Origin of the sequence: Curtobacterium sp. CFBP9011, from assembly GCF_034045095.1 — a bacterium.
Classification (GTDB): Bacteria; Actinomycetota; Actinomycetes; order Actinomycetales; family Microbacteriaceae; genus Curtobacterium.
Map to the genome: position 1 here is coordinate 114,803 of NZ_JAXCWN010000002.1, position 22,370 is coordinate 137,172.

The following is a 22,370-nucleotide window of genomic DNA, read 5'->3' on the forward strand; positions in this document are numbered from 1 at the left end:
GGTGACACGTCACTCTCGGGATCGGCTGAGGATCGGCGGCCGGTCGGTACGCTCGTCCGGTGCGCAGGAACCCGTGGCCCGAGATCGTCGTCTTCGGGGTGGCGTTCGTCGCGGTGCACCTGGTGCTCTGGTACCTGACGCTCGTCGTGCCGAACCAGCCGATCGGCGACGTCACCATCACCTACCGACGGTGGATCGAGTCCGGGCAGTCGTCGCACTTCTGGGTCGGCATCGACTCGCCCTGGGTCTACCCGATCCTGGCGATCGTCCCGATGGCGGCCGCGGCCCTCGGTGGCACCGCGTCGATCGGCACCGGGTGGCTGCTGCTCATGGTGCTGCTGAACGCCGTCGCGGCCGCGGTGCTCTGGCGCTTCCGGGCGTTCGGCATCCGGGTCGTCTGGTGGTGGCTGGTCTTCCTGCTGGCCCTCGGTCCGATCGGCCTCGGCCGGATCGACACCGTCGCCACCGCCGTCGCCCTGGTCGGGGTGGCCTTCGTCGCCGCACGACCGGGCATCGCCGCCGCGGTGTTCACCGTTGCCGCCTGGGTCAAGGTCTGGCCGGCAGCTCTGGTCGGCGTGCTGTTCGTCCTCCGTCGCGGGCGACGCGGCGAGGTCGTCGCCGGCGCCCTCACCGTCACCGGGCTCGTCGTCCTGGTCGACGTGCTGTTCGGCGGCGCAGCGCACCTGCTCTCGTTCATCGGCGAACAGACCGGCCGCGGGCTGCAGATCGAGTCACCCCTCGCCACGCCGTTCCTCTGGGCCGCCGCCGCGCACGTCCCCGGCGCGGCGGTCTTCTACGACCACGAGATCCTGACCTTCGAGGTCTCCGGTGCCGGCACCACCGTCGCCGCCGCACTGTCCACCCCGCTGATGGCGGCCGTCGTGGTCGTCGGCGTCGTCCTCGCCCTGCTCGCCGTCCGGACCGGGGCCCGCCGCACCCAGGTCGCCCCGGTGCTGGCGCTGCTGTTCGTCGCCGCCCTCATCGCCACGAACAAGGTCGGGTCGCCGCAGTACATCGGGTGGTTCGCCGTGCCGGTCGTCTGGGGGCTCGTCGCCGGGCGGGGGAGCGCCTGGCGGTTCCTGCCCGTCGCGGCCGCGATGCTGCCGATGGCGTTCCTCACGCAGCTCGTGTACCCGGGCTACTACGACCAGGTGCTCGCCGTGCAACCGTGGATCCTCGTCGTCCTGTCGGTGCGGAACGCCCTCGAGGTCGCGGTGCTGGTGTGGGCGGTCGTGGTGCTCGTCCGGATCTGGCGACAGGGGATCGCACCACGGGCCTCCCGTCCGGCCGACGACCCGACGCACGCGGACCCCGTCGCGCGCTGAGGCCGTCGCGCGCTCACGCGCAGCGGGGCAGGATGGAGGCATGATCGTCGCCTTCTCCATCGCCCCGTCCGGCGGCCCCGCCGCAACCGAGGACGGCTCCGTCCACGACGCCGTCGCCGCAGCCGTGCGGGTCGTCCGCGAGTCCGGCCTGCCGAACCGCACCTCGTCGATGTTCACCGAGCTCGAGGGGGAGTGGGACGAGGTCTTCGCCGTCGTCAAGGCCGCGACCGAGGCCGTCGCGCCGTTCGGCACCCGGGTCTCGCTCGTGCTCAAGGCCGACATCCGGCCGGGACACACGGGGGAGTTGGACGGCAAGCTCGAGCGACTCGAAGCGGCGCTCGGGGACTGAACGACGACCGGTCAGCGACTTCCCGACGGATCGCGGGTGAAGACGTCGTCCGGGCGGGGCGCATCGAGCGGCTGTGTCTTGGCGAAGAGGTAGTCGGGCTTCGGCTTGTCGATCGACCCGGTGTAGAAGCCGAGGGAGAAGGACTTGCCGAAGAAGCTGTCGAGATTCCGGTATGCCGTGCTGAAACTGAGGCCGTCACTGTCGAGCCACACGGTGCCCTGCTCTTCGTCCGGTATCGACCACGTCCCGGCGGCAGAGACTGTGTCGGGGTTCGAACGGCACGCGTCGATCTCTCGTCCTCCAGTCGACTGTCCGCACACGAGCACGGCCGGGAAGTCATGTGCCTCGAACGTCCCGTTGGGAGACAAGACCAATGAAGACGAGCCGCCATCAGCGCTCCTCGTCCAGGTCCCGATGTACTGATCGCGGAGGTCGCTTCCTCCGTCCCTCTGATCAGCGGTTCCCGAAGTGCAGGCAGCGAGCAACACCGAGATCGCAGCGATGGCGACGATCGCCATCGGTTTCATCCGGATCACCATTCCACTGTCTCCTTCCTTCCACGTGAACTCCTCGGTCACACGCGACGCTGGGCTGTCCTCGCCAGCCTCACGTCCGGCGGAACACGTAGTCGGGTCGTGGCGCCTCCACTGATCGCACGGAGAAACCGAGTTCGTCGCCGTCGCGGATCGCCCTGCGCACGAGGAAGTCGTCGTACTCCAGCCAGAGTTCGCGTGGGTTCCCGTCCGCCAGCCGCCACGTTCCGGCGAAACTCACCGAAGGGCTGCCGTCTCCGCAACCGGGAGGGCTTCCGGCGGCGATCTCGAGCCGACAGGCGAGTGCTCGCGGCAGGTCTTCTGCGGTGTACGTGTGGTCCGCTGCGATGGTGAAGCGCGCTGACGATGACCCGTTCTCGGCCTGCATCTGCCAGGAGCCCACGGAGTCCGTCGGGGCGGACTGGGACTGTGTGGTGCACGCGGTCAGGGACACGATGAGCGACGGGATCAGCGCCACCCACGCCGCTCGACGCCGGTTCACCATTGCACGTCAGCGGCGGAGCCGTCCGTGCGGTCGGGCGATGCGGATGCCGACAGGTCTGTTGGTGCAGTCACCGTTGTGTTCCCCCATGGAAAGCGGCGTGTTCCCCTGAATGTAACGCAGCCGTGACGACACCGTGCCCCGAGGACCGATCCGTGACGGCGAGGAACGGCCCGCCTGCGGCCGGAGTGCACCCGCCCGACACGCCGCCGACGTTCCGACGATGTCGGCGGTCGGGTGTGTGCTGGGTCCATCAGCCGGTGCACGAGCATCGACACCCACGACGGAAGGAGCCCGCTCATGATGCACGACGGATGGTGCCCGGACTGTGACCTCCCCTCGGCCGTGATCGACGTCTCCCACGACGGCCAGCACGCCTGGGCCAGCTGCGCGGAGTGCGGCACCGGATGGGTGCACCGCGACGAACTGCCGGAGGCGCGGACGACGTCCGGCACGTCGGTTCGGCGCCCGCAGCGGACGTCGGAGCAGCGCGCAGCCTGATCGGTGTGCGGCCGACGGCCCGCATCCCGTGGACGCGGCCGTACCGATCGGGAATCCCGGTCGGTACGGCCGCGTTCGTCGTTGTGTCGGCGATGCGCTCGGCGCCAGGTCGAATCGATTCGGCCCGGCCCTTCCACCGCCGTGTTGGAGCGGTCTACACTGATCCGGCACCCGTCCTGCCCGTGCTCGCCGACACCGTGCTGGCACCCACCCCGCCCGTCCCACCGTGCTCCGGCACGAGAACAGGTCCCATGTCCCAGCTCACGCCGGCCCGCCGAACGCTCGCCATCCTCGCCCTCGCGCTGGGTGGCTTCGCCATCGGCACCACCGAGTTCGTCGCGATGGGACTGCTGCCGAACATCGCCGAGGCCCTGCTGCCCGGCCAGTACGCCGCTGACCCCGACGGCGGGGTCGCCCACGCCGGCTGGCTCGTCAGCGCCTACGCCCTCGGTGTCGTCGTCGGCGCTCCGACGATCGCCGCGATGTCGGCGAAGTTCCCGCGCAAGGGCCTGCTCATGGTGCTGCTCGTCGGGTTCGCGGTCGCCACGGTCGCCAGCGCGGTGCTGCCCTCGTTCGGCCTGGTGCTCGTCGCCCGCTTCGTCGCCGGCCTGCCGCACGGTGCCTACTTCGGCATCGCCTCCATCGTCGCCGGCGACATCATGGGGCCGGGCAAGCGCGGCAAGGGCATCGCCCTCGTGCTCCTCGGTCTGTCCGTCGCGAACGTCGTCGGTGTGCCGGCCGTCACCTGGATCGGGCAGGTCGCCAGCTGGCGGATCGCCTACGGGGTCGTCGCCGCGCTGTTCGTCCTGACCTTCTTCGCCGTCTCGTTCTTCGTGCCCCGCAGCGGACGTGACGTGCACGCGACCATCGGCCGAGAGCTCCGCGCCTTCCGGGTGCCGCAGGTCTGGATCGTGATGAGCCTGGGTGCGGTCGGCTTCGGCGGGTTCTTCGCCGTCTACTCGTACATCTCGCCGCTCGTGCAGAACGTCACCGGGCTGTCGGAGTCGGCCGTGCCGCTGGTGCTCGTCGTGGTCGGGCTCGGCATGGTCGTCGGCGGGCTGCTCGGCGGGTTCCTGGCCGACCGCAGCGTCAAGGCCACCATCTTCGTCGGGCTCTTCGCGCTGGTCGGGGCACTGCTCGTGACCGTCCTCACCGCGCAGTGGGTCACCGGGCTCTTCATCGGCGCGTTCCTGCTCGGTGCCACGTCGTCCGCCATCCCGCCGGCCGTGCAGTCCCGCCTGATGGACGTCGCCGGTGACGCCCGGACGATCGCGGCGGCGCTGAACCACTCGGCGTTCAACCTCGGCAACTCCCTCGGCGCGGCCCTCGGTGGCGCGGTCATCGCGGCCGGGTTCGGGTTCGTCGCCCCGGGCTGGCTCGGCATCGGCCTGGCGATGCTCGGTGTCGTCGTCGCGGTGATCAGCTACGCGGTGGAGAACCGCACGAACCGACGCGCAGCGGCGGTCCGGACCGCGAGAGCCAGCACCGGCCCGATCCGCGAGTCCGTGTCCTCGCACTGACACCCGCCTGGCGGACGCGGCCCCGGGCCTCCCGGCCGGCCGACGCGCCCGTCGCACGCTGACCGCACCGTCGGGGCGCCCCCGAGGTCGCGCGACGTGCCGTCGGCGTCACGCCCAGGTCGCAGAACACGCCGCCCAGGTCAGACCTGAGCGGCGTGGTGTGCGACCTCGAGACGGGCTGCCAGCCAGCCAGCCCGGCCCCTACAACCCGTGCGGGGAACCGTCCTGGACGATGATCCCGTCGGTGATCGCACGCTTCCGCAGCGCCACCTTCGTGCCGACGTCGAACCCGGCGACCCGGTACTTCTCGCGGATGCGCTTGAGGTAGCTCTTCGCGGTCTCCTCGGAGATGCCGAGCTGGTAGGCGACGCTCTTCACCGGCTCGCCACCGCCGTACAGCGCCATCACGCGACGCTCCTGCGCGCTGAGCTTCGGCACCCCGCCGACGTCGCCGCTGTTGATGGCCAGGTCGAGTTCGGCAGAAACGTACTGCTCGCCGCGCTGCGCCGCGCGGATCGCCTCGACGATCATGGCCGCGTCCTCGCTCTTGACGAGGTAGCCGAGCGCACCGGCGCCCAGGGCCTCACGGACCACGTTCGGCTCGGAGTAGGTGCTCATCACGACGGTCTTCACGCCGGCGGTCTTCAGCGTCGAGATCTTCAGCGACACCGGGATCGAGTCCTTGAGGTCGAGGTCGAGCAGCACGACGTCGACGGGGAAGGCCGGGCTGGTGAGCAGCTCCGGCCAGGTGGTGACCGCGGTGACCATCGCGATGTCGTCCGCGGCGCCCCGGATCCACTCGGTCAGGGCGCTGAGCAGCATCCGGTGGTCGTCGACGAGTGCGAGTCTGATCGGTTCTGCTGGAGTCGCCATGCGCGAGGGTCCTTTCTGGTGGGTCCGTCCCGGGCCTGCTGATCCTAGGAGGATCGTCGGTCCGGTTCGGGGAGGCTGGCCATGGTGTCCGGTAGCGGCACTCGCGTCCGTCGGGGCGTCGCTGCCGGGAGGCTCGTGGTGCGTCACATCTGCGGGTGCCGGTTGACGACGCAGTGCGCCGTGACGTGCAGCACGCCCTCGCGGACGCTGTCGGTGTACGGGCCGATGCGCTGCAGGGCGGTCCACGCGGCCGGGCCGAGGCGACGGCGGGGGACCCCGCGCGACTCGATGACGACGGGCACGTCCATGGTGTCGTCGGTGACGGGGTGGCCGTCGCTGCCGACGGGGCCGAGGGTGACCGAGACGACGGGCACGCCGGGCTGCTGGGTGCGGCCGTCGCCGACCATCTGCCACAGCGCCTGGAGCAGACCGTCGCGCTGGGCGGGGGTCAGGTGTCCGGCGAGGGCGCTCGGGTCGGTGACGGCGACGGAGCGGCCGAGGTTGTCGGACTCCGTGATCGCGTGGTACAGCCAGGTCTCGCGGCGGCCCTCGATGAGGTGCAGGCGCAGTTCGGTGGCGAGGGACGCGGCGACCGAGGCGGACGCGTCGGACAACGGCAGCGGGTCGGAGCCGTTCGCGACGGCGTCGAGGAGCTTCTCGGCGGCCAGGTCCAGGCGGGCGAGTTCGTCCGAGGCGAGCATCCCGACGGCGAACTGCGGGGCGCCGACGTTGCTCTGTACGAGCACCCGGTCGAGTTCGCGCTGCACGAGCTGCCGGAAGCGGTGCACGACGAACAGGGCCACGGACGGCGGGACGACGGTGACCGCGAGCATCGTGACGATGCCGGGCAGGGTCTCGGTCGTCAGCGGGGTGGAGACCGCGGCGTAGACGACGAACGCCAGGCCCAGGGCGACGATGGCGGCGATCACCTCGCGGGCCGGCCGGAGGGTCGTGATCGGCAGGAGCGCGAAGCCTGCGGCCATCGACGCGGTGGCGAAGTGGCCGACGTCGTGCTCCGGCCAGATGCCGATGAAGTCGAGCGTGACGATGCAGGCGAGGACGACGCAGATCAACCCGAACGCCACACCGGTCAGGCGTTCGCCGTAGGTGAGGACGGTGGCCAGGACGCAGCTCGCGGCGACCACGAACAGCGCCCAGGCGGTGGCCGTCATCCAGGGGTTCGTGTAGTCGTCCCAGTGCACGAGGAAGAAGACGATCCCGCCGAGCGCCTCCAGTCCGGTGAGCACGGCGGCGCCGAGTCCCAGGTGGCCGGCTCCGAGCGAGGCGCCGGGCTGGGCCGCCTGCCGGAGCGAGCGGGCGCCGGTCGAGGTGGAGGGGAGGCCGCGCGCCTGTCGACGTTCGGTGCCCCGGTAGCGTTCGCGGGCCTCCCGGCGGGTGCGCGGTGCGGTCTGCTCGCCGGGGAGGCCGCGGCTCATGGTGTCCTCCGGGACGCCGCTCATCGGGGTGCCTCCAGGACGACGGTGGTGCCGGCACCGGGGGCGGAGAACAGGCGGGCGTCGCCCCCGACCTCGCGGAGGCGGTTCACGACGCTCTCCTTGAAGCCGAGCCGTTCGGCGCTGACGGTGTCGAGTTCGAAGCCGACGCCGGAGTCGGTGACCATCGCGCGGACCATCGCCTCGTCGTGCACGATCGTGACGTGCGCCTCGGGGACTCCGGCGTGGCGGCGGACGTTCTCCAGGCACTCGCCGAGCGCCAGCAGGAATGCGTCGAGCACGTTCTTCGGCAGCAGCACCTGCCCGGTGCCGTGCCAGGCGACCTCGAGGCCCATCCGGCCGAAGCGCTGCTTGACGGACTCGAGCGTCTGGCCGAGCGGCGACTCCTCGGTCCGGGTGAGCGAGTAGTCGCCGGACTGCTGCGGCTGCGGAGTGGCACCGAGGCGGAGGTGGCGGAGCAGCCGGGCGTCTTCGGCGGCCTGCTCCCGCATCGCGTGCTCGGAGACGCCGACGCCGGAGTGGGCCAGCAGGGTGAGGGTGGCGAGCACCGTGTCGTGCAGCAGCCGGGCGCCCTGGCGGCGCTGCGCCTCGGTCTCGCTGGCCTGGCGTTCGGCGCGGTGGGCGGTGCCGATGCTGTAGATGCGGCGGGCGACGCGGGGGATGCTCCGGCTGATCCAGACGGCGATGACCGCGATGAGGACCCAGCCGAGCAGGACGCCGCTGACCGGGGCGGAGAGGACGGTGCCGCTGGCCCAGCTCATCAGCACGAGCGAGACGACCCCGGCGCCGGCGGCCAGGCCGAGTCCGACGCGGTGGCCGCGCTGCGCCATCAGGAGCGAGGCGAGCCCGCCGCCGGCGAGCGGGACGAGGGCGCTGGCGATGACACCGCGGTCGTCGGGGGCGACGGCTGCGGTGAGGACGGTGACGGCGCCGAGTCCGCCGGCGACGGTGACGGCCGTCCACCAGGTGGACCCGTTGGTGCCGAACGCGACGAGGGCGCCGACCATGGCGGCGATGCAGGCGAACCCGGCGATGAGCGGCAGCACGGGCACGGCGAGGGACGTGGCCACGCCCACGACGCTGACGAGCGCGCAGACGATGCCCACGACACGGGTCGTCGACCGGAGGAGGCGGTCGCGTTCCTGTGCGAGGAGTTCCATCGTTGGTCCTGGCTGTTCCTGGTTCGGGAGAGCTGGTTGGTTCTCGGGGAACCGAGCACTGGTCGAGACCGTGCACTCTGCATCATTCCACGGGCGACACCCGTCGTGGGGTCTTCGGCGCGCGGGGGTCGACGGATCGGTCTGCGGTTGTCCCGTCTTCCGGGGACCGGCTTGCCCCCCGCTCAGTCGAGCAGACGCCGCAGGTGCGCCCCGACGGCCTCGTGTTCGATGAGGAAGCCGTCGTGGCCGAACTCGCTCGTGATCACCGCGGCGTGGTCGCCGTCCAGCGTGTCGGGCACCCCGGCGGCGATCCGGTGCTGGTCCTCGACGGGGAACAACCGGTCGCTGGACACCCCGACGACGAGGGTCCGCGCGGTGACCCGGGCCAGCGCGGCAGCCACTCCGCCACGCCCGGCACCGACGTCGTGGGAGTCCATCGCCTGGGTGAGCGCCACGTACGAGGCCGCGTCGAAGCGCCGGGTGAACTTGTTGCCGTGGAAGTCGAGGTAGCTCTCGACCGAGAACCGTCCGTCGTCACCGAGCGGGGACACGTCGCTCTGCCATGAGCGGGCGAACCGGCCGTTGAGCTCGTCCGACGCGCGGTACGTCATCATCGCCATCCGTCGCGCGAGTGCCAGGCCGCGGTGCGGGCCCTCGCCGGGCTCGGCGTCGTGGTGGTCACCGCCGGCGTAGCCCGGGTCCATCTGGATCGCGGCCCGCTGCAGGGAGTTCGCGGCGATCTGGTCGGCGGTGGTCTGCGCGGTGCTCGCCAGCACCGCGAGTCGGGCGACGCGATCCGGGGCGGTGATCGCCGCCTCCAGGGCGTGCATGCCGCCCATCGACCCGCCGACGACGGCGGCGAACCGGTCGATGCCGAGCCGGTCGGCCAGGCGCAGCTGCGTGGCGACCTGGTCGCGGATCGTGACGAACGGGAACCGGGAACCCCACTCGACCCCGTCGGGCGACAGCGAGGACGGACCGGTCGTGCCCTGGCAGCCGCCGAGCATGTTCGGGGCGACGACGAACCACCGGTCGGTGTCGATCGCGCGGCCCGGGCCGACGACGTCGCCCCACCAGCCGGCGGTCCGGTGTCCGGGCCCTGGCGGGCCGGCGACGTGCGAGTCACCGGTCAGGGCGTGGAACACCAACACCGCGTTGTCCGCGGCGGGGGAGAGCGTGCCCCAGGTCTCGTAGGCGACCCGGACGGACGGGATGCGGCCGCCCCGGACGAACTGCTCGCCGAGGGTCTCGAACCGTCGGGCGCCGGGCGGGTCGCCGGGCCGCCAGGCGCCGGTGACGGGCGGCTTGCCGAGGGTGCCGAGTTCGGCGCCGGGCACCATCGTGGACGGCACGGAGTCCTCGGGGGTCGTCTGCCAGTCCATCGTGCGTCCATTCTCGCGGCAGGCGCGCCCTCCCGCCGCCGTGTTACGTCGCCTCCTGCAGGGGGCGCCCCCGCAGAACGCAACCCGGGCGACTCGCCGCAACGGAGTACCGCTGCGAGGAGCCGCCCGGGTTGCGTTCCGCGAGTGCGTCAGCCAGGAGGCGCGTGGCGGGTCAGGCGCGCTGGCCCGCCTGGGCGACGGCGCGGGCCGCGGTGAGCCCGGCCTCGAGGTCGGCCTTGAGGTCCTCGACGTTCTCGATGCCGACCGAGAGGCGCACGAGCCCCGGCGTGACCCCGGTGGTGAGCTGCTGCTCCGGCGTCAGCTGCGAGTGGGTCGTGGAGGCCGGGTGGATCACGAGCGAGCGGACGTCGCCGATGTTCGCCAGGTGCGAGAACAGCTGCAGTTCGTCGACCAGGGCACGGCCGGCGTCGACACCGCCCTTGAGCTCGAAGGACAGCACCGCCCCGACACCACGCGGCGCGTACTTCGTCGCCGCCGGGTACCACGGGCTCGTCGGCAGTCCCGCGTACGCCACCGTGGCGACGTCCGGGTGCCGGTCGAGCCACTCCGCGATCTCCTGCGCGTTCGACACGTGCCGTTCGATCCGGAGGCTCAGCGTCTCGATGCCCTGCAGGAGCGCGAACGCCGTGTCCGGTGAGTTCGACGCACCCAGGTCACGGAGCAGCTGGACCCGGGCCTTCGTGATGTACGCCAGTCCGTCCCCGACGGCCTGCGAGAACACCGCCCCGTGGTACGAGGGGTCCGGTGTGCTGAACTCCGGGAACCGCTCGGCGTGCTCGGACCAGGCGAAGGTGCCGCCGTCGACGATGAGGCCGCCGATGACCGTGCCGTGCCCGCCGAGGAACTTCGTCGCGGAGTGCACCACGATGTCCGCGCCGTGCTCGAACGGCCGGATCAGGTACGGCGTCGCGATCGTGTTGTCGACGACCAGGGGGACCCCGGACTCGTGCGCGATGCCGGCGACGGTCTCGATGTCCAGCACGTTGATGCGCGGGTTGCCGATGGTCTCGGCGAAGAACAGCTTCGTGTTCGGACGGACCGCGCGACGCCACTCCGCCGGGTCGTCCTGGTCCTCGACGAACGTCGTCTCGATGCCGAGCTTCGCCAGCGTGTACTTGAACAGGTTGTACGTGCCGCCGTAGATCGACGACGACGAGACGATGTGGTCGCCGGCCCCCGCGATGTTGAGCACCGCGTAGGTCTCCGCCGCCTGGCCGCTCGACACGAGCAACGCCCCGGTGCCGCCCTCCAGCGCCGCGATGCGCTGCTCCACGACGTCGTTCGTCGGGTTCATGATCCGCGAGTAGATGTTGCCCGGCTGCGCGAGCGCGAACAGGTCACGCGCGTGGTCCGAGTTCTCGAACACGTAGGACGTCGTCTTGTAGATCGGCGTCGCCCGGGCACCCGTCGTCGGGTCCGGTGCGGCACCCGCGTGCACCTGCGTGGTCTCGAACCGCCAGGCGGCTGCGTCGTTCGTGGTCATCGGGATCTCCTGTCCGTCACCGTGTCCGTCGGGTCGACACGTGCATCGACATGCGCGCCGGCCGGGAGGACCGCCGCACCTGTGCGTCGACCGTCACGGTACGCAGACGGCCGGGCGGGCACCAGCGCGAGCGTCGTCAGACGTAACGCGACGACGACCGACCCGTGCCAGGATCGAGGGGCACCGACGCCGACCGAGGGGGACGACATGCGCGCACAGGACGTGGCGGACAAGCGGTTCATGCCGACGAAGTTCCGGAACGGGTACGACCAGCAGGAGGTCGACGACCTGCTCGCACGGATCCAGGTGACCCTGACCGTGGTCGAGGGCAGCCCGGTCCCGACCACCGGCCCCCTGGCGACCGCCAAGGCCCTCCGCGCAGCAGACGTGAAGAGTGCCCGTTTCCGGTCGACCAAGTGGCGCGAAGGCTACGACCAGGACCAGGTCGACGACTTCCTCGACGACGTCGTCAACGAACTCCGCCGACTCGGCCGCGACTAGGACTCGGCGAGAAGAGTACCCGGCGCGACGAGTACCCGGTGCGACTAGGCCGGATCGCGGCGGAACAGCCAGTCGACCTTCGGCTCGAGCAGCCACCGCATCCCGCGTCGCACGAACGGCTGCGCCAGGAACAGGCTCACCGCGCACGCCACCAGCACCATCAGCAGCACGAACGGCCACGCCGAGTGCTCACCCGCCAGCACGCCGGACTCGCGGATCGGGTAGAGCAGGAACGTGTGCAGCAGGTACACGTACATCGTCGCCGCACCGAACTGCGTCAGCCAGACGGTCCGCCGGGGGACCAGCACCAGGAACGACGCCGTCAGCAGCGTCGCCAGCAGCATCAGGCCGAACCGGACCGCCCCGGCCCACCAGGCATCCTCACCGAGGCCCGAGTACGAGTCGTCGTAGAAGAACCAGTGGTGCAGGTCGAACTCCTTGAACTGCGGGATCCACAGCGCACACGACACCGCCCACCCCGCGAAGACCGCTCCCGCAGCGACCCGCACCCGCACCACCGTGCGACGAGACGCCTCGTACCAGCGGTCGAACAGCCCCCACTGCTTCACCTGCCAGCCGAGCAGGAAGAACGGCAACAGGCTGATCGCCCGACCCAGGGACAGCGTCGAGTCCACGTTGTCGAAGTAGCCCACACCGATGCTCAGCACCACCGCCCACACCAGCGGCCACCGCAGCTGCACCAGGTACGGCAGGATCAGCCGGAAGATCCCCAGCGCCAACAGGAACCACAGCGTCCACGTCGGCTTCGTCGGGTTGAACTCCTTGCCGCCCTCCACCACCGCCTGCACCACGGTCCAGATCGTCTGCATGATGATGTACGGCACCACGATGTCCGTGAACGTCCGCCGCATCCGCTTCGCCGTCGGGGTGTCCGCCGACGAGAAGTACCCGCTGATCACCCCGAACGCCGGCATGTGGAACGCGTAGATGAACGTGTACAGCGCCAACGCGTGCTCACTGCCCGTGGTCTGCCGCTGGATCGCGTGCCCGATCACCACCAGCGTCACCGCCAGGAACCTGGCCGTGTCCCACATCGGGATGCGCCGCTGCAGTCGACCCGGATCGAGCGCCCCGGCCGGGGCAGAGGGCGCGGGAGGGGCGGCGTCCGTCGTCATCCTCCGCACGTTACCGTCCGGCGGCCACCCCCGTGTCGGTAGCGTGGCCTCCGCGCCGCCACCGTCGCCCGTCCACGAGGAGCACCATGAGCACACGTCGAGCCGTCGTCACCGGAGCCAGCTCGGGCATCGGCGCCGCCACCGTCCGCCTGTTCCGCCAGCACGGCTGGGACGTCCTCGCCGTGGCTCGCCGCGCCGACCGGCTCGAGGCGCTCGCCGCAGAGAGCGGCGCGGACACCCTGGTCGTCGACGTCACGGACGACGCCGACGTGACGGCGCTCGCCGCACGGATCGACGAACTCGGCGGTGTCGACGTGCTCGTCAACAACGCCGGGGGAGCGTTCGGGTCGGCCTCGGTCGAGCACGGCGACGTCGACGACTGGCGGGCGATGTTCGAGGTCAACGTGCTCGGCACGAAGCGCGTCACCGCGGCCCTCCTGCCGGCGCTCCGCCGACGAGCGGCCGAGGTCGGTGGCGCCGACGTGGTCACCGTCACGAGCACCGCGGGCTTCGTCGCCTACGAGAACGGCGGCGGCTACGTCGCCGCGAAGCACGCCGAGCACGCCCTGGTCGGGGTGCTCCGACTCGAGCTCAACGGCGAACCGATCCGCGTCGTCGAGATCGCCCCCGGCATGGTGAAGACCGACGAGTTCGCACTCGTGCGGTTCGGCGGGGACAGCGACGCGGCTGCCGCGGTCTACGACGGGGTGGAGGCACCGCTGGTCGCCGACGACGTGGCCGAGGCGATCGTGCACGCCGTCGAACTGCCGGCGCACGTCAACCTGGACCTGGTGACCGTCCGACCGGTGGCGCAGTCGGCGCAGCACAAGCTCGCGCGCGGACCGCTGACCCCGAAGGCGTAGCGACCGAGAGCGCGCCGACCCGGCAGCGTCCGGGTGGCGCAGCGCCCGGGTGGGCATCGCGGGTCGCGGGCGGAGCATCCCTGCCGGTACCGTGGGCGGATGCCGATCAGCAGCGAACCCGCGGAGTCTCCCGCCTCGTCGACCGTGACCGTGACGAGCGGACCGGAGGTGCTCGGCTGGCTCGAGTTCGGCGACGCCGCCCGGTTGCTCGCGAAGGACGTCCTGTCCGCCGGCTTCGAGCCCGAGGTCGTCGTGGCCGTCGCCCGCGGCGGGCTCATCATCGCCGGTGCCGTGGCCTACGCCCTCGGCACCAAGGAGTGCGGCTCGATCAACGTCGAGTTCTACACCGACGTCGAGCAGCGCCTGGAGGAGCCCGTCGTCCTCGCGCCGGCCCTCGACGCCCCGAGCCTCGCCGGCAAGCGGGTCCTGGTCGTCGACGACGTGTCCGACTCCGGCCGCACCCTGGCCCTGGTCGTCGACATCATCCGCACCGCTGGAGCCGACGTCCGCAGCGCGTGCCTGTACTCCAAGCCCGGCACCGTCCTCGAGCCGGACCACGTCTGGCGTCGCGTCGACGGCTGGATCACGTTCCCGTGGAGCGCCCTCGCCCCGGTGACGGCCGAGTCGTGAGCATCCACCTGGTCGGCGGCGGTCCCTTCGTCGCCGCGGACGCCGCCGCGGCCTTCACCGCCGAGGCCACTGCACGCTCCGCCGCCGTCGGGCGGACCGTGCCGCGCATCGCACTGCTCTCCGTCGCCGGCGCCGACGGGTCCTCGCCGTCCTCGACCGCCGAAATCGCCGAGGTGCTCGGCGGGTCCCGTGCCGCCGAGGTCCTGGTCACCGAGGTCGCCGCGGGCGGGGTCTTCGACACCACGGTCCTCAGCGACGTCGACGCCCTGGTCGTGAACGGTGGCCGGACCCCCGACTACCTGGACGCCGTCGCCCCGCTGGTCGACCAGATCCGCCTGCTCGTCTCCGACGGGCTGCCCTACCTCGGCTACTCCGCCGGCGCGATGATCGCCGCGGACCGCGCCCTGGTCGGCGGCTTCCGCATCGGTGGCGTCGAGGTCTGCCCCGAGTCCGCGTCCGAGGGCCTCGACGAGGTCGAGCTCCGCGAGGGGCTGGGACTCGTCGACCTGACGATCGACGTCCACGCGGTCCAGGCCGGCACCCTCGCCCGGCTCGTCGCCGCGGCCGAGGCCGAGTTCGTCACCGCGGGCCTGGCCATCGACGAGGACACCACGCTCGTCGTCGGCGAAGGCGCGCTCGAGGTCCGGGGGACCGGCAGCGTCTGGCGGGTGGTGGCGGGCGACGAGTCCGTCTCGGTCGCCACCATGGGCGCCTGAGCGTGCAGCCGAAGCCCCTCGCCGACCTGGTCGACCCGGGGTGGGCGGCTGCCCTCGCGCCCGTCGAGGACGACGTCCACCGGATCGGGGCCTGGCTCCGAGCCGAGACCGACGCCGGGCGACCGTACCTGCCCGCCGGTCCCGCCGTGCTCCGCGCCTTCGAGGACCCGTTCGACCGGGTGAGGGTGCTCGTCGTCGGACAGGACCCCTACCCGACGCCCGGGCACCCGATCGGGCTGTCCTTCGCCGTCGACCCGCACGTCCGCCCGGTGCCGCGCAGCCTGCAGAACGTCTACCGCGAACTCCACGACGACCTCGGCGTCATGCCGCCCCCGCACGGCGACCTGCGTGCCTGGTCCGAGCAGGGCGTGCTGCTGCTCAACCGGGTCCTCACCGTCGGCGTCGGCGAGCCCGCCAGCCACCGCGGCAAGGGCTGGGAAGCCGTCACCGAGCGGGCCGTCGAGGCGCTCGTCGCCCGCGACCGTCCGCTCGTCGCGGTGCTCTGGGGTGCCCAGGCCGCGTCGGTCCGCCCACTCCTCGGCGACACCCCGGTCGTGGCGTCGGCGCACCCGAGCCCGCTCAGCGCCTCACGCGGGTTCTTCGGCAGCCGACCGTTCTCGGCCGTCAACGACCTGCTGGTGGCCCAGGGCGCGGACCCCGTCGACTGGACACTGCCGACCGAGGTGTGACGGGCCTCCCGTAGGCTCGGGTCGTGCTCGAGGAGGAATACCAGCAGCGGCGGGTGCTGCCGCGGCACCTGCGTGCCCCGGCGCCGGTCGAGTCGGGGTTCGCCTACGCGATCCGTCCCGCCACCGCCGCCGACCTGCCCGAGGTCCGCGAGATCCACACCCACTACGTGCGGAACTCGTCGGTGACCTTCGACGCGGCGGCGTTCACCTTCGCCGCCTGGAAGAAGCGGTTCGACGAGGTCCAGCGCCGCAAGCTGCCGTTCCTGGTCGCGGAGAACCCGTCCGGCCAGGTGCTCGGGTACGCCCTCGTCGAGCCGTGGAACATCCGAGACCGGTCGAACCGGGTGGTCGAGGACTCGATCTACCTCGGTGCCGCGGCCGGTGGCAAGGGGCTCGGGCGGGCGCTGATGGAGGCGCTGCTCGACGCCTGCCGGACCGTCGGGGTGCGCGAGGTGATCGCGGTGATCGCCGACCGGTCCGCGGACGCCTCGATCCGGTTGCACGAGCGACTCGGCTTCGAGGAGGTCGGGCGGATGGGGCGCGTCGGCTACAAGTACGACCGGTGGCTCGGCACGGTCACCATGCGGCTGCGGCTGCGGACCACCCGCAAGCCGCTCTTCGGCGGCCGTTGACGAGACCGGCCGGCCAGCCGACGGTCAGCCGGCCTCGGCGACGAACTCGTCCCGCGTGGTGCGCACCAGGTCCGCCGTCGCGTCGGAGGCGACCCGTGCCTCCCGGTCGACGACCGCCCGACCGACGGCCGCGTGCCGGGCTGCTGCCTCGGCCGTCCACCCGGTGATCGTGTCGCGTGACTCGCTCGTCCGGGTGCGGAGCAGGGCCTCGACGGTGCCCGCGAAGTGGGCGAAGACGGTGTTGCCGGACCCGGTGAGCAGGGCGCGGTGGAAGCGGACGTCGGCGTCGAGGTAGGCGCGTCCGTCGCCGGCGGCCGCGGCGGCGACCATGTCCTCGGCGGCGGCCAGCACCGCGTCGGCCGCCGCACCACCGTGGTCGGCGGTCAGCCAAGCGGCGACCGGCTCGATGCCCAGGCGGAGCTCGAGCAGCTCGCGCTGCTGGGTGAAGTACGCGCCCGAGGCCCCGCGCCACCGGATCACCGACGGTGCCAGGAGCTCCCACCTGGTCGACGGCTGCACCTGCGTCCCGACGCGCTGCCGCGGTTCGACCAGTCCGAGCGACTGCAGGACGCGCAGTGCCTCGCGGACGACCGACCGCGAGACGCCGAACTCGTCGACGACGTCGTCGGGCCGCAGCACCGTGCCGGGGGCGAGGGTGCCGTCGACGATGCGCTGACCGAGCGTGTCGAGCACGTGGGCGTGCAGGCCGCCGGGTGTCGGCATCGTTCCTCCTCGACGGTCCTGGTCACGCGGATGTGTGACGCGGTGTCCATTGCAGCGGCAGACTGCGCCCAGGTCCGGGTGGCGCGCGGACGACGACGATGTAGTCTGATTAATCAGATTATTGCAGGAGTGATCGCGGGTGGGATCAGCACCCCGGTCGGCCCGGCACCAGCAGCAGGACGGCAGCAGCGCAGGAGCTGCTCCAGGAAGGGGCGCAGATGCCTCACCTCCAGACCACCGCAGTGCACCAGCTCGCCTCGGGCCACGTGCTCGCCGCGGGCACCGAGACGGTCGACCCGTCCGGACCGATCCCGCAACTCGTCATCGCCGCCCTCGTCGGCATCGTGGTGATCATCACCCTCATCACCTGGCTCAAGGTGCACCCCTTCGTCGCGCTGACGATCGGCGCGCTCGGCGTCGGCATCGGTGCCGGCCTCGCCCCGGAGAAGGCGGTGACGAGCTTCGGCGACGGCTTCGGCGCCACCATGACGAGCGTCGGCATCCTGGTCGGCCTCGGCTCCATGTTCGGCAAGCTGCTGGTCGACTCCGGTGCCGCCGACCGCGTCGTCGACACCCTGGTGCGCCGGTCCTCGGCCGCAGCGCTGCCCTGGACGATGGCCCTCATCGGCGCACTGATCGGCCTGCCGATGTTCTTCGAGGTGGGCCTGGTCCTGCTCATCCCGATCATCGTCCTGGTCGCCAAGCGCAGCGACGTCCCGATCATGAAGATCGCCATCCCCGCACTCGCCGGCCTGTCGACCATGCACGCGTTCGTCCCGCCGCACCCCGGCCCGCTCGTCGCGGTCTCGACGGTGGGCGCCGACCTCGGCACGACCCTGGCGTTCGGCATCGTGCTCGCCATCCCCGTCATCGTCCTGGCAGGCCCGGTCTTCGCCCGCTTCGCGGCGCGCTGGGTCGACATCCCCGTGCCGGACATCTTCGGCTCCCGCGGCGAGGACCCCGCACACCCCGGCCGGGAGGCCCGCCGCGGCCCCGCCACGCAGGACACCGCCTCCCTGCCCAACGGCAAGAGCGACTTCACCCGGGTGATCAGCGAGCCGCGCAGCCCGTCGTTCGCCGTCGCGCTGGTCGGCATCCTGCTGCCCGTCGTGCTCATGCTCGCGCAGGCGGTGCGCGAGGCCGCCGCCCCCGACGCAGGCGGTGCCTGGGTCGGCGTGCTCGACTTCCTCGGGACGCCGATGATCGCGATCGGCATCGCCACCGTCTACGCGATGGTGTTCTTCGCGATCGGCGGCGGCATGGACCGGTCCGCGGTCGCGAAGTCGCTCGAGAGCGCGCTGCCGCCGGTCGCCGGGGTGCTGCTCATCGTCGGTGCCGGTGGTGGGTTCAAGCAGGTGCTCATCGACACGGGCATCGGTGGTGTGATCGCGGACGCGGTGAAGGACTCCGGCATCTCGGTGCTCCTCGTCGCCTGGGTGGTCGCCGCGCTCGTCCGCGTCGCCACCGGGTCGGCTACCGTCGCGACCGTCACGGCGGCCGGGATCATGGCCCCGATCGCGCACGACCTGTCGTCGCCGATGACCTCGCTGCTCGTGCTCGCGATCGGTGCCGGGTCGGTGTTCCTGTCGCACGTCAACGACGCCGGGTTCTGGTTGGTGAAGGGGTACCTCAACACGACGGTGGGGCAGACGTTCAAGTCGTGGACGGTGCTCGAGTGCCTGATCTCGGTCACCGGGCTGGTCGGCGTCCTGGTCGCCGGGATCTTCATCCGATGAGCACCGCGCACGCCGGCGGCGAACCGGTCGACGCCCGTGTCCTCGTGGTGATGGGCGTCTCCGGGTCCGGCAAGTCCACCGTCGCCGCGATGGTCGCCGAGCAGCTCGGGTGGGCGTTCGCCGAGGGGGACGCCATGCACCCCGCGGCGAACGTCGACAAGATGCACGCCGGCACACCCCTGACCGACGAGGACCGCTGGCCGTGGCTCGACGTCGTCGCGGGGTGGATCCGTGGCCACCTGCAGGCCGGGACGAACGGGGTCGTGACCTGCTCGGCACTGAAGCGGTCCTACCGGGACGTGCTGCGGGCCTCCGGGGTGGTGTTCGTGCACGTCGCCGGTGACCGGGCGCTGCTCGAGAAACGGATGTCCGCGCGGTCCGGGCACTTCATGCCGACCTCGCTGCTGCAGTCGCAGCTGGCGACGCTCGAGCCGCCGCAGCCGGACGAGGCGCACGTCACCGTCGCCGCCGACCGGACCCCGGCCGAGGAGGCCGCCGAGGTCCTGGCACTGCTGGGGCTGCCTCGGGACTGAAAGGCCGACGCGGTCGGTGGGTCACGGAACCGGGGGAACGGCTCCCTCGTGTCCGAGCGTCGCCCAGCACACCGCGACGACGAGTGGGTGGGCGACCTCGGCGGTCGTCTCCCGCTCGTGGGTCAGCGCGAGGACCACGAGTGCGCCGAGCATCCCGGTCACCCGTGCGCGGCGCAGCAGGTCGGTGTCGACATGGATCCGGAACAGGTCGGACACCAGGGTGAAGACGTCCCCGAGTGCCGGTTCGAGGGTCGCGTCGGCGACCGGCGGCACCGAGGCCAGCACGAGTTCGGCCCATCCGCGGCGACGCAGTGCGAGGTCGACCAGGCCGGCCACCGCTGCGGCGTCTCGGTCGCGGGGTGCGGTGACGTCGTCGACCCGCTCGTGCACGTCGCGGGTGAGCCGGACGCACTGGTCGAGTGCGGCGGCGACGAGTTGCTCCTTGGTCGGGAACCGGCCGAGCAGACCGGTCTTCGAGTACCCGGTGGCGTCCGCGACCGCCTGCACCGACGTGTCACGGACCCCGCGGCGGGCGAGCAGCCCGGCGGTGACGTCCAGGACCGCCTCGTCGATCTCAGCGGCGGTCGGGCGGATCCGCGACGTCGGGACCGCTCCGGCCGCGGGGGTCCGGTCGCCGCCGGTCACGCTGCGGACCGTTCAGCGCGTCGACCGTTCGTGTCGGCGTGCAGGTGGGCTGCTCTACGCAAGCCGGCGGCGCGGATCACTGCGACCCCGGCGAGGAGCTCCCAGGCGAGGATCGCGTACACCGCGACCCGTTCCCAGACCCCATCGGGCAGCAGGTCGACGGCGGTCCAGGCCGGATCGACCACGAGCATCACCAGGCCGACCAGACCGACCGCCCCGAGCACGATGCTCAGCGCGCCCACCCATCGAGTCCCGCGGCCGTGCTGCTCCGGGGTGCGCCGGAGCAGCGCGACACCGGCGACGACGGCCGCGGTGTTGCCCGCGATGATCGCCACAGCGGCCCCGAGGACGTGCAGGACCACGAGGCCGTTGTCGACCGAGGCCTGGCTGCCGTGGAAGAGGCCGACCAGCACGATGCCGACGCCGTGCGCCACCGCCAGGACGATGAACCACCGCCGCGCGGCTGGTCGTCCCGGAGCCAGGCTCCCGACCGCCAGGTTCCGGGCGGCCAGCGCGGCCACGACGAACAGCACGCCGTGCAGCACGAAGGCGGTGTTCATGAGCAGGTGGAGCGGTGAGTCGATCGCCCGTCCCTGGAACACCTCCACGTCCGGCACGCCGAGGTCGCTGATGTAGTTCGTCGCGTACGAGTACCCCGGGAACGTACTGGCACTGACGGCCTCGGCGACCAGGTAGAGCGCTGCCGCACCGATCCAGCAGGAAGCAGCAAGGGCAGACTGTCTTGGTCGCATACCGACCAATCTAGTCGGTTGGTGTCAGGCGGTGGTCACCGACCCCGGTGTGCGATCGTCGCCGACGCGTCCGGACCCGTCGGCAGGGAGGCCCGGGCCCGCTCCCACGCGTCGTCACCGGCATCGAGTGCCGAGCGCAGGTACGCCGTGGTCAGGCGCTGCACCAGGGCGACGCGCTCCGGGTCCTCGTCGGTGGTCTCGGCGGCCTCGTAGCCCGAGATCCCGCCGAGGCCGTGCTCCCCACCGTGGAGGACGAGCAGGTCGGTGGCGCCGGGGCTCTGCGTGTAAGCGTCGGTGAACCAGTCCGGGCCGCGGGTCGACATCCGCGACTGGTCCTGGTCGCCGGCCACGACGAGCGTCGGGGTGGTCAGTTCGGCGAAGGACGGCCGCATGAACGGGAAGTGCTCGGCCGCGAACGGGACGAGGTCGTCGCCGGCCACGCCGGTGGCCGCGAGCAGGACGCCGGCGGTGATCCGGGCCTCCCGTCGGTCCTCGCCGGGCTGTCCGTCGTCGTCGAGGACCCGCGCGCCGAGCAGGCTCTGCACGCTCTGGCCACCCCAGGAGTGCCCGGCGGCGGCGATCCGGCTGCGGTCGACGCGGCCGGACAGCCCGGGCAGGGCGGCCTCGACGGCGTCGAGCTGGTCGAGCACGCGGACCAGGTCGGTGGTGCGCTCGGACCAGATCGTCGGGAAGAGCGGGTGGTCGAACCCGATGCCGTTGCGGCGCGAGTCGAGGTGCGTCGGCTGCAACACGACGAACCCGTGCGCCGCCCAGAACGAGACGAGGGGTGCGTACGCGTCGAGGTGCTGGCCGTTGCCGTGCGAGAAGAGCACGACGGGCAGGTCGGTGCCGGTCGCCGGGGCGGACACGCGGACCTGCAGGGGGAGCGGGCGGCCCGGTGCGTCGAGGGTGACGGGCGCGACGGAGACGACGGGCGCGCCGTCGCCGAGCAGGTGGTCCAGGGCGGGGGTGGTCGAGGTGGGCACGGTGTTCCTTCCGCAGGGGCGTCCGCTGCCGTACGATGAAACGGAGCGGTGTTCCGGACAGTACCGGAACGCTGTTCCACTTGCAACGACCATCGAGGAGTGGCCATGTCCGAGCCCGGTTCCGCCGCGTCCGACCCCGTACAGCGCAGCGACGCGCGCCGGAACCAGGAGACCCTGCTCGAGGCCGCCGCCCGGGTCTTCGTCCGCTCCGGCGTCGACGCTCCGGTGCGTGCCGTCGCGACGGAGGCCGGGGTCGGCGTGGGCACCGTCTACCGGCACTTCCCCACTCGGGCCGACCTCGTGCTCGCCGTCTACCGGCATCAGGTGGAGGCGTGCGCGGAGGCCGGCCCGCGCCTCCTGTCCGAGGCATCCGACCCGGATGCGGCACTGCGGCAGTGGGTCGGGCTCTTCGTCGACTTCCTGGTCACCAAGCACGGACTGCCCGTCGCCATGCACGGTGACGGCGTCGCGACGGATGCGCTGCACCGGTACTTCGTCGACCGGCTCGTGCCGGTGTGCACGGACCTGCTGACCGCCGCGCGGAGCGCCGTGCCGGGGCGGGCGACCAGCGCGGGGATCACCGGCTACGAACTGCTCCGCGGTGTCGGGAACCTGTGCATCGGGACAGCGGACGACCCGGACTTCGACGTCGAGCGGGCGGTCCAGGTGTACGTGTCCGGTGCGCTCGTCGGTGTCCCGGGCGAGTGAGCACCGCGCTCCCGGCG

24 protein-coding genes are annotated in these 22,370 nt (G+C 72.0%); 12 read left to right on the forward strand and 12 right to left on the reverse strand.

Annotated features, from left to right (window positions below; all coding sequences use genetic code 11):
* Positions 1–59 precede the first annotated feature (59 nt).
* Together SOM35_RS04805 and SOM35_RS04810 are read left to right on the forward strand one after the other, a co-directional pair.
* Positions 60–1,325: a glycosyltransferase family 87 protein gene (locus tag SOM35_RS04805; protein ID WP_320514583.1), complete on the forward strand. Its 1,266-nt coding sequence runs from the start codon at positions 60–62 to the stop codon at positions 1,323–1,325.
* 40 nt (positions 1,326–1,365) lie between these two features.
* Positions 1,366–1,674 carry a thiamine-binding protein gene (locus tag SOM35_RS04810; protein WP_111075542.1) on the forward strand — a complete coding sequence of 103 codons (309 nt, stop codon included), beginning with the start codon at positions 1,366–1,368 and terminating at the stop codon, positions 1,672–1,674.
* A gap of 11 nt (positions 1,675–1,685) precedes the next feature.
* On the opposite strand, the gene SOM35_RS04815 is transcribed toward SOM35_RS04810, so the two are convergent.
* Together SOM35_RS04815 and SOM35_RS04820 are read right to left on the reverse strand one after the other, a co-directional pair.
* The gene (locus SOM35_RS04815; protein WP_320514584.1) at positions 1,686–2,252 is read right to left on the reverse strand and encodes a hypothetical protein; all 567 of its coding nucleotides are present in this window, start codon (positions 2,250–2,252) and stop codon (positions 1,686–1,688) included.
* 28 nt (positions 2,253–2,280) lie between these two features.
* Entirely contained in the window at positions 2,281–2,595 is a 315-nt protein-coding gene (locus SOM35_RS04820) for a hypothetical protein (RefSeq protein WP_320514585.1), read from the reverse strand.
* Positions 2,596–3,461: 866 nt separating this feature from the next.
* Between SOM35_RS04820 and SOM35_RS04825 the strand changes: the two genes are divergently transcribed.
* Positions 3,462–4,730 carry an MFS transporter gene (locus SOM35_RS04825; RefSeq protein WP_320514586.1) on the forward strand — a complete coding sequence of 423 codons (1,269 nt, stop codon included), beginning with the start codon at positions 3,462–3,464 and terminating at the stop codon, positions 4,728–4,730.
* Positions 4,731–4,931: 201 nt separating this feature from the next.
* Here SOM35_RS04825 and SOM35_RS04830 read toward each other — a convergent pair whose 3' ends face one another.
* From SOM35_RS04830 to SOM35_RS04850, 5 genes are all read right to left on the reverse strand, one after another.
* Positions 4,932–5,603 (reverse strand): response regulator transcription factor, encoded by a 672-nt coding sequence (locus SOM35_RS04830; protein WP_166778742.1) that lies wholly within the window; start codon positions 5,601–5,603, stop codon positions 4,932–4,934.
* 143 nt (positions 5,604–5,746) lie between these two features.
* A complete protein-coding gene (locus SOM35_RS04835) occupies positions 5,747–7,063 on the reverse strand; it encodes a hypothetical protein (RefSeq protein ID WP_111073669.1) in 1,317 nt (438 codons plus the stop codon).
* Positions 7,060–8,217, reverse strand: a complete 1,158-nt coding sequence (locus SOM35_RS04840; RefSeq protein WP_320514587.1) for a sensor histidine kinase — start codon at positions 8,215–8,217, stop codon at positions 7,060–7,062. The genes SOM35_RS04835 and SOM35_RS04840 overlap by 4 nt, the downstream gene beginning before the upstream one ends.
* Before the next feature lie 182 nt (positions 8,218–8,399).
* On the reverse strand, positions 8,400–9,599 hold the full coding sequence (metX, locus tag SOM35_RS04845) for a homoserine O-acetyltransferase MetX (RefSeq protein WP_320514588.1): 1,200 nt from the start codon (positions 9,597–9,599) through the stop codon (positions 8,400–8,402).
* A 172-nt stretch (positions 9,600–9,771) separates the two neighbouring features.
* On the reverse strand, positions 9,772–11,103 hold the full coding sequence (locus SOM35_RS04850) for a bifunctional o-acetylhomoserine/o-acetylserine sulfhydrylase (RefSeq protein WP_320514589.1): 1,332 nt from the start codon (positions 11,101–11,103) through the stop codon (positions 9,772–9,774).
* Positions 11,104–11,310: 207 nt separating this feature from the next.
* On the opposite strand from SOM35_RS04850, the gene SOM35_RS17390 reads away from it, so the two are divergent.
* Positions 11,311–11,604, forward strand: coding sequence for a DivIVA domain-containing protein (locus SOM35_RS17390; RefSeq protein WP_414648551.1), 294 nt, complete (start codon positions 11,311–11,313; stop codon positions 11,602–11,604).
* A gap of 44 nt (positions 11,605–11,648) precedes the next feature.
* Here SOM35_RS17390 and SOM35_RS04865 read toward each other — a convergent pair whose 3' ends face one another.
* The gene (locus SOM35_RS04865; protein WP_320514590.1) at positions 11,649–12,740 is read right to left on the reverse strand and encodes an acyltransferase family protein; all 1,092 of its coding nucleotides are present in this window, start codon (positions 12,738–12,740) and stop codon (positions 11,649–11,651) included.
* 86 nt (positions 12,741–12,826) lie between these two features.
* On the opposite strand from SOM35_RS04865, the gene SOM35_RS04870 reads away from it, so the two are divergent.
* From SOM35_RS04870 to SOM35_RS04890, 5 genes are all read left to right on the forward strand, one after another.
* Positions 12,827–13,603 carry an SDR family oxidoreductase gene (locus tag SOM35_RS04870; protein WP_320514591.1) on the forward strand — a complete coding sequence of 259 codons (777 nt, stop codon included), beginning with the start codon at positions 12,827–12,829 and terminating at the stop codon, positions 13,601–13,603.
* 99 nt (positions 13,604–13,702) lie between these two features.
* Positions 13,703–14,233, forward strand: coding sequence for a phosphoribosyltransferase (locus SOM35_RS04875; protein ID WP_181432864.1), 531 nt, complete (start codon positions 13,703–13,705; stop codon positions 14,231–14,233).
* Entirely contained in the window at positions 14,230–14,949 is a 720-nt protein-coding gene (locus SOM35_RS04880; RefSeq protein ID WP_320514592.1) for a Type 1 glutamine amidotransferase-like domain-containing protein, read from the forward strand. The genes SOM35_RS04875 and SOM35_RS04880 overlap by 4 nt, the downstream gene beginning before the upstream one ends.
* Before the next feature lie 2 nt (positions 14,950–14,951).
* Positions 14,952–15,638, forward strand: coding sequence for a uracil-DNA glycosylase (locus SOM35_RS04885; RefSeq protein ID WP_320514593.1), 687 nt, complete (start codon positions 14,952–14,954; stop codon positions 15,636–15,638).
* 23 nt (positions 15,639–15,661) lie between these two features.
* Positions 15,662–16,270 (forward strand): GNAT family N-acetyltransferase, encoded by a 609-nt coding sequence (locus SOM35_RS04890; RefSeq protein WP_111073660.1) that lies wholly within the window; start codon positions 15,662–15,664, stop codon positions 16,268–16,270.
* Positions 16,271–16,294: 24 nt separating this feature from the next.
* Here SOM35_RS04890 and SOM35_RS04895 read toward each other — a convergent pair whose 3' ends face one another.
* Positions 16,295–16,993 (reverse strand): FadR/GntR family transcriptional regulator, encoded by a 699-nt coding sequence (locus SOM35_RS04895; RefSeq protein ID WP_320514594.1) that lies wholly within the window; start codon positions 16,991–16,993, stop codon positions 16,295–16,297.
* Between the two features lie 218 nt (positions 16,994–17,211).
* Here SOM35_RS04895 and SOM35_RS04900 point away from each other — a divergent pair, with 218 nt between their 5' ends.
* Together SOM35_RS04900 and SOM35_RS04905 are read left to right on the forward strand one after the other, a co-directional pair.
* Positions 17,212–18,729: a GntP family permease gene (locus tag SOM35_RS04900; protein ID WP_320514595.1), complete on the forward strand. Its 1,518-nt coding sequence runs from the start codon at positions 17,212–17,214 to the stop codon at positions 18,727–18,729.
* Positions 18,726–19,262, forward strand: a complete 537-nt coding sequence (locus SOM35_RS04905; RefSeq protein ID WP_320514596.1) for a gluconokinase — start codon at positions 18,726–18,728, stop codon at positions 19,260–19,262. The genes SOM35_RS04900 and SOM35_RS04905 overlap by 4 nt, the downstream gene beginning before the upstream one ends.
* Before the next feature lie 21 nt (positions 19,263–19,283).
* On the opposite strand, the gene SOM35_RS04910 is transcribed toward SOM35_RS04905, so the two are convergent.
* The 3 genes from SOM35_RS04910 to SOM35_RS04920 are packed head-to-tail and all read right to left on the reverse strand — an operon-like array spanning position 19,284 to position 21,645.
* Positions 19,284–19,907: a TetR/AcrR family transcriptional regulator gene (locus tag SOM35_RS04910; protein WP_320514597.1), complete on the reverse strand. Its 624-nt coding sequence runs from the start codon at positions 19,905–19,907 to the stop codon at positions 19,284–19,286.
* A complete protein-coding gene (locus tag SOM35_RS04915) occupies positions 19,904–20,659 on the reverse strand; it encodes a DUF998 domain-containing protein (protein WP_320514598.1) in 756 nt (251 codons plus the stop codon). Before SOM35_RS04915 ends, SOM35_RS04910 begins: the two co-directional genes overlap by 4 nt.
* A 35-nt stretch (positions 20,660–20,694) precedes the next feature.
* The gene (locus tag SOM35_RS04920) at positions 20,695–21,645 is read right to left on the reverse strand and encodes an alpha/beta hydrolase family protein (protein ID WP_320514599.1); all 951 of its coding nucleotides are present in this window, start codon (positions 21,643–21,645) and stop codon (positions 20,695–20,697) included.
* A 105-nt stretch (positions 21,646–21,750) separates the two neighbouring features.
* Here SOM35_RS04920 and SOM35_RS04925 point away from each other — a divergent pair, with 105 nt between their 5' ends.
* Complete coding sequence (locus tag SOM35_RS04925) at positions 21,751–22,353, forward strand: TetR/AcrR family transcriptional regulator (protein WP_320514600.1); 603 nt, start codon at positions 21,751–21,753, stop codon at positions 22,351–22,353.
* Positions 22,354–22,370 lie beyond the last annotated feature (17 nt).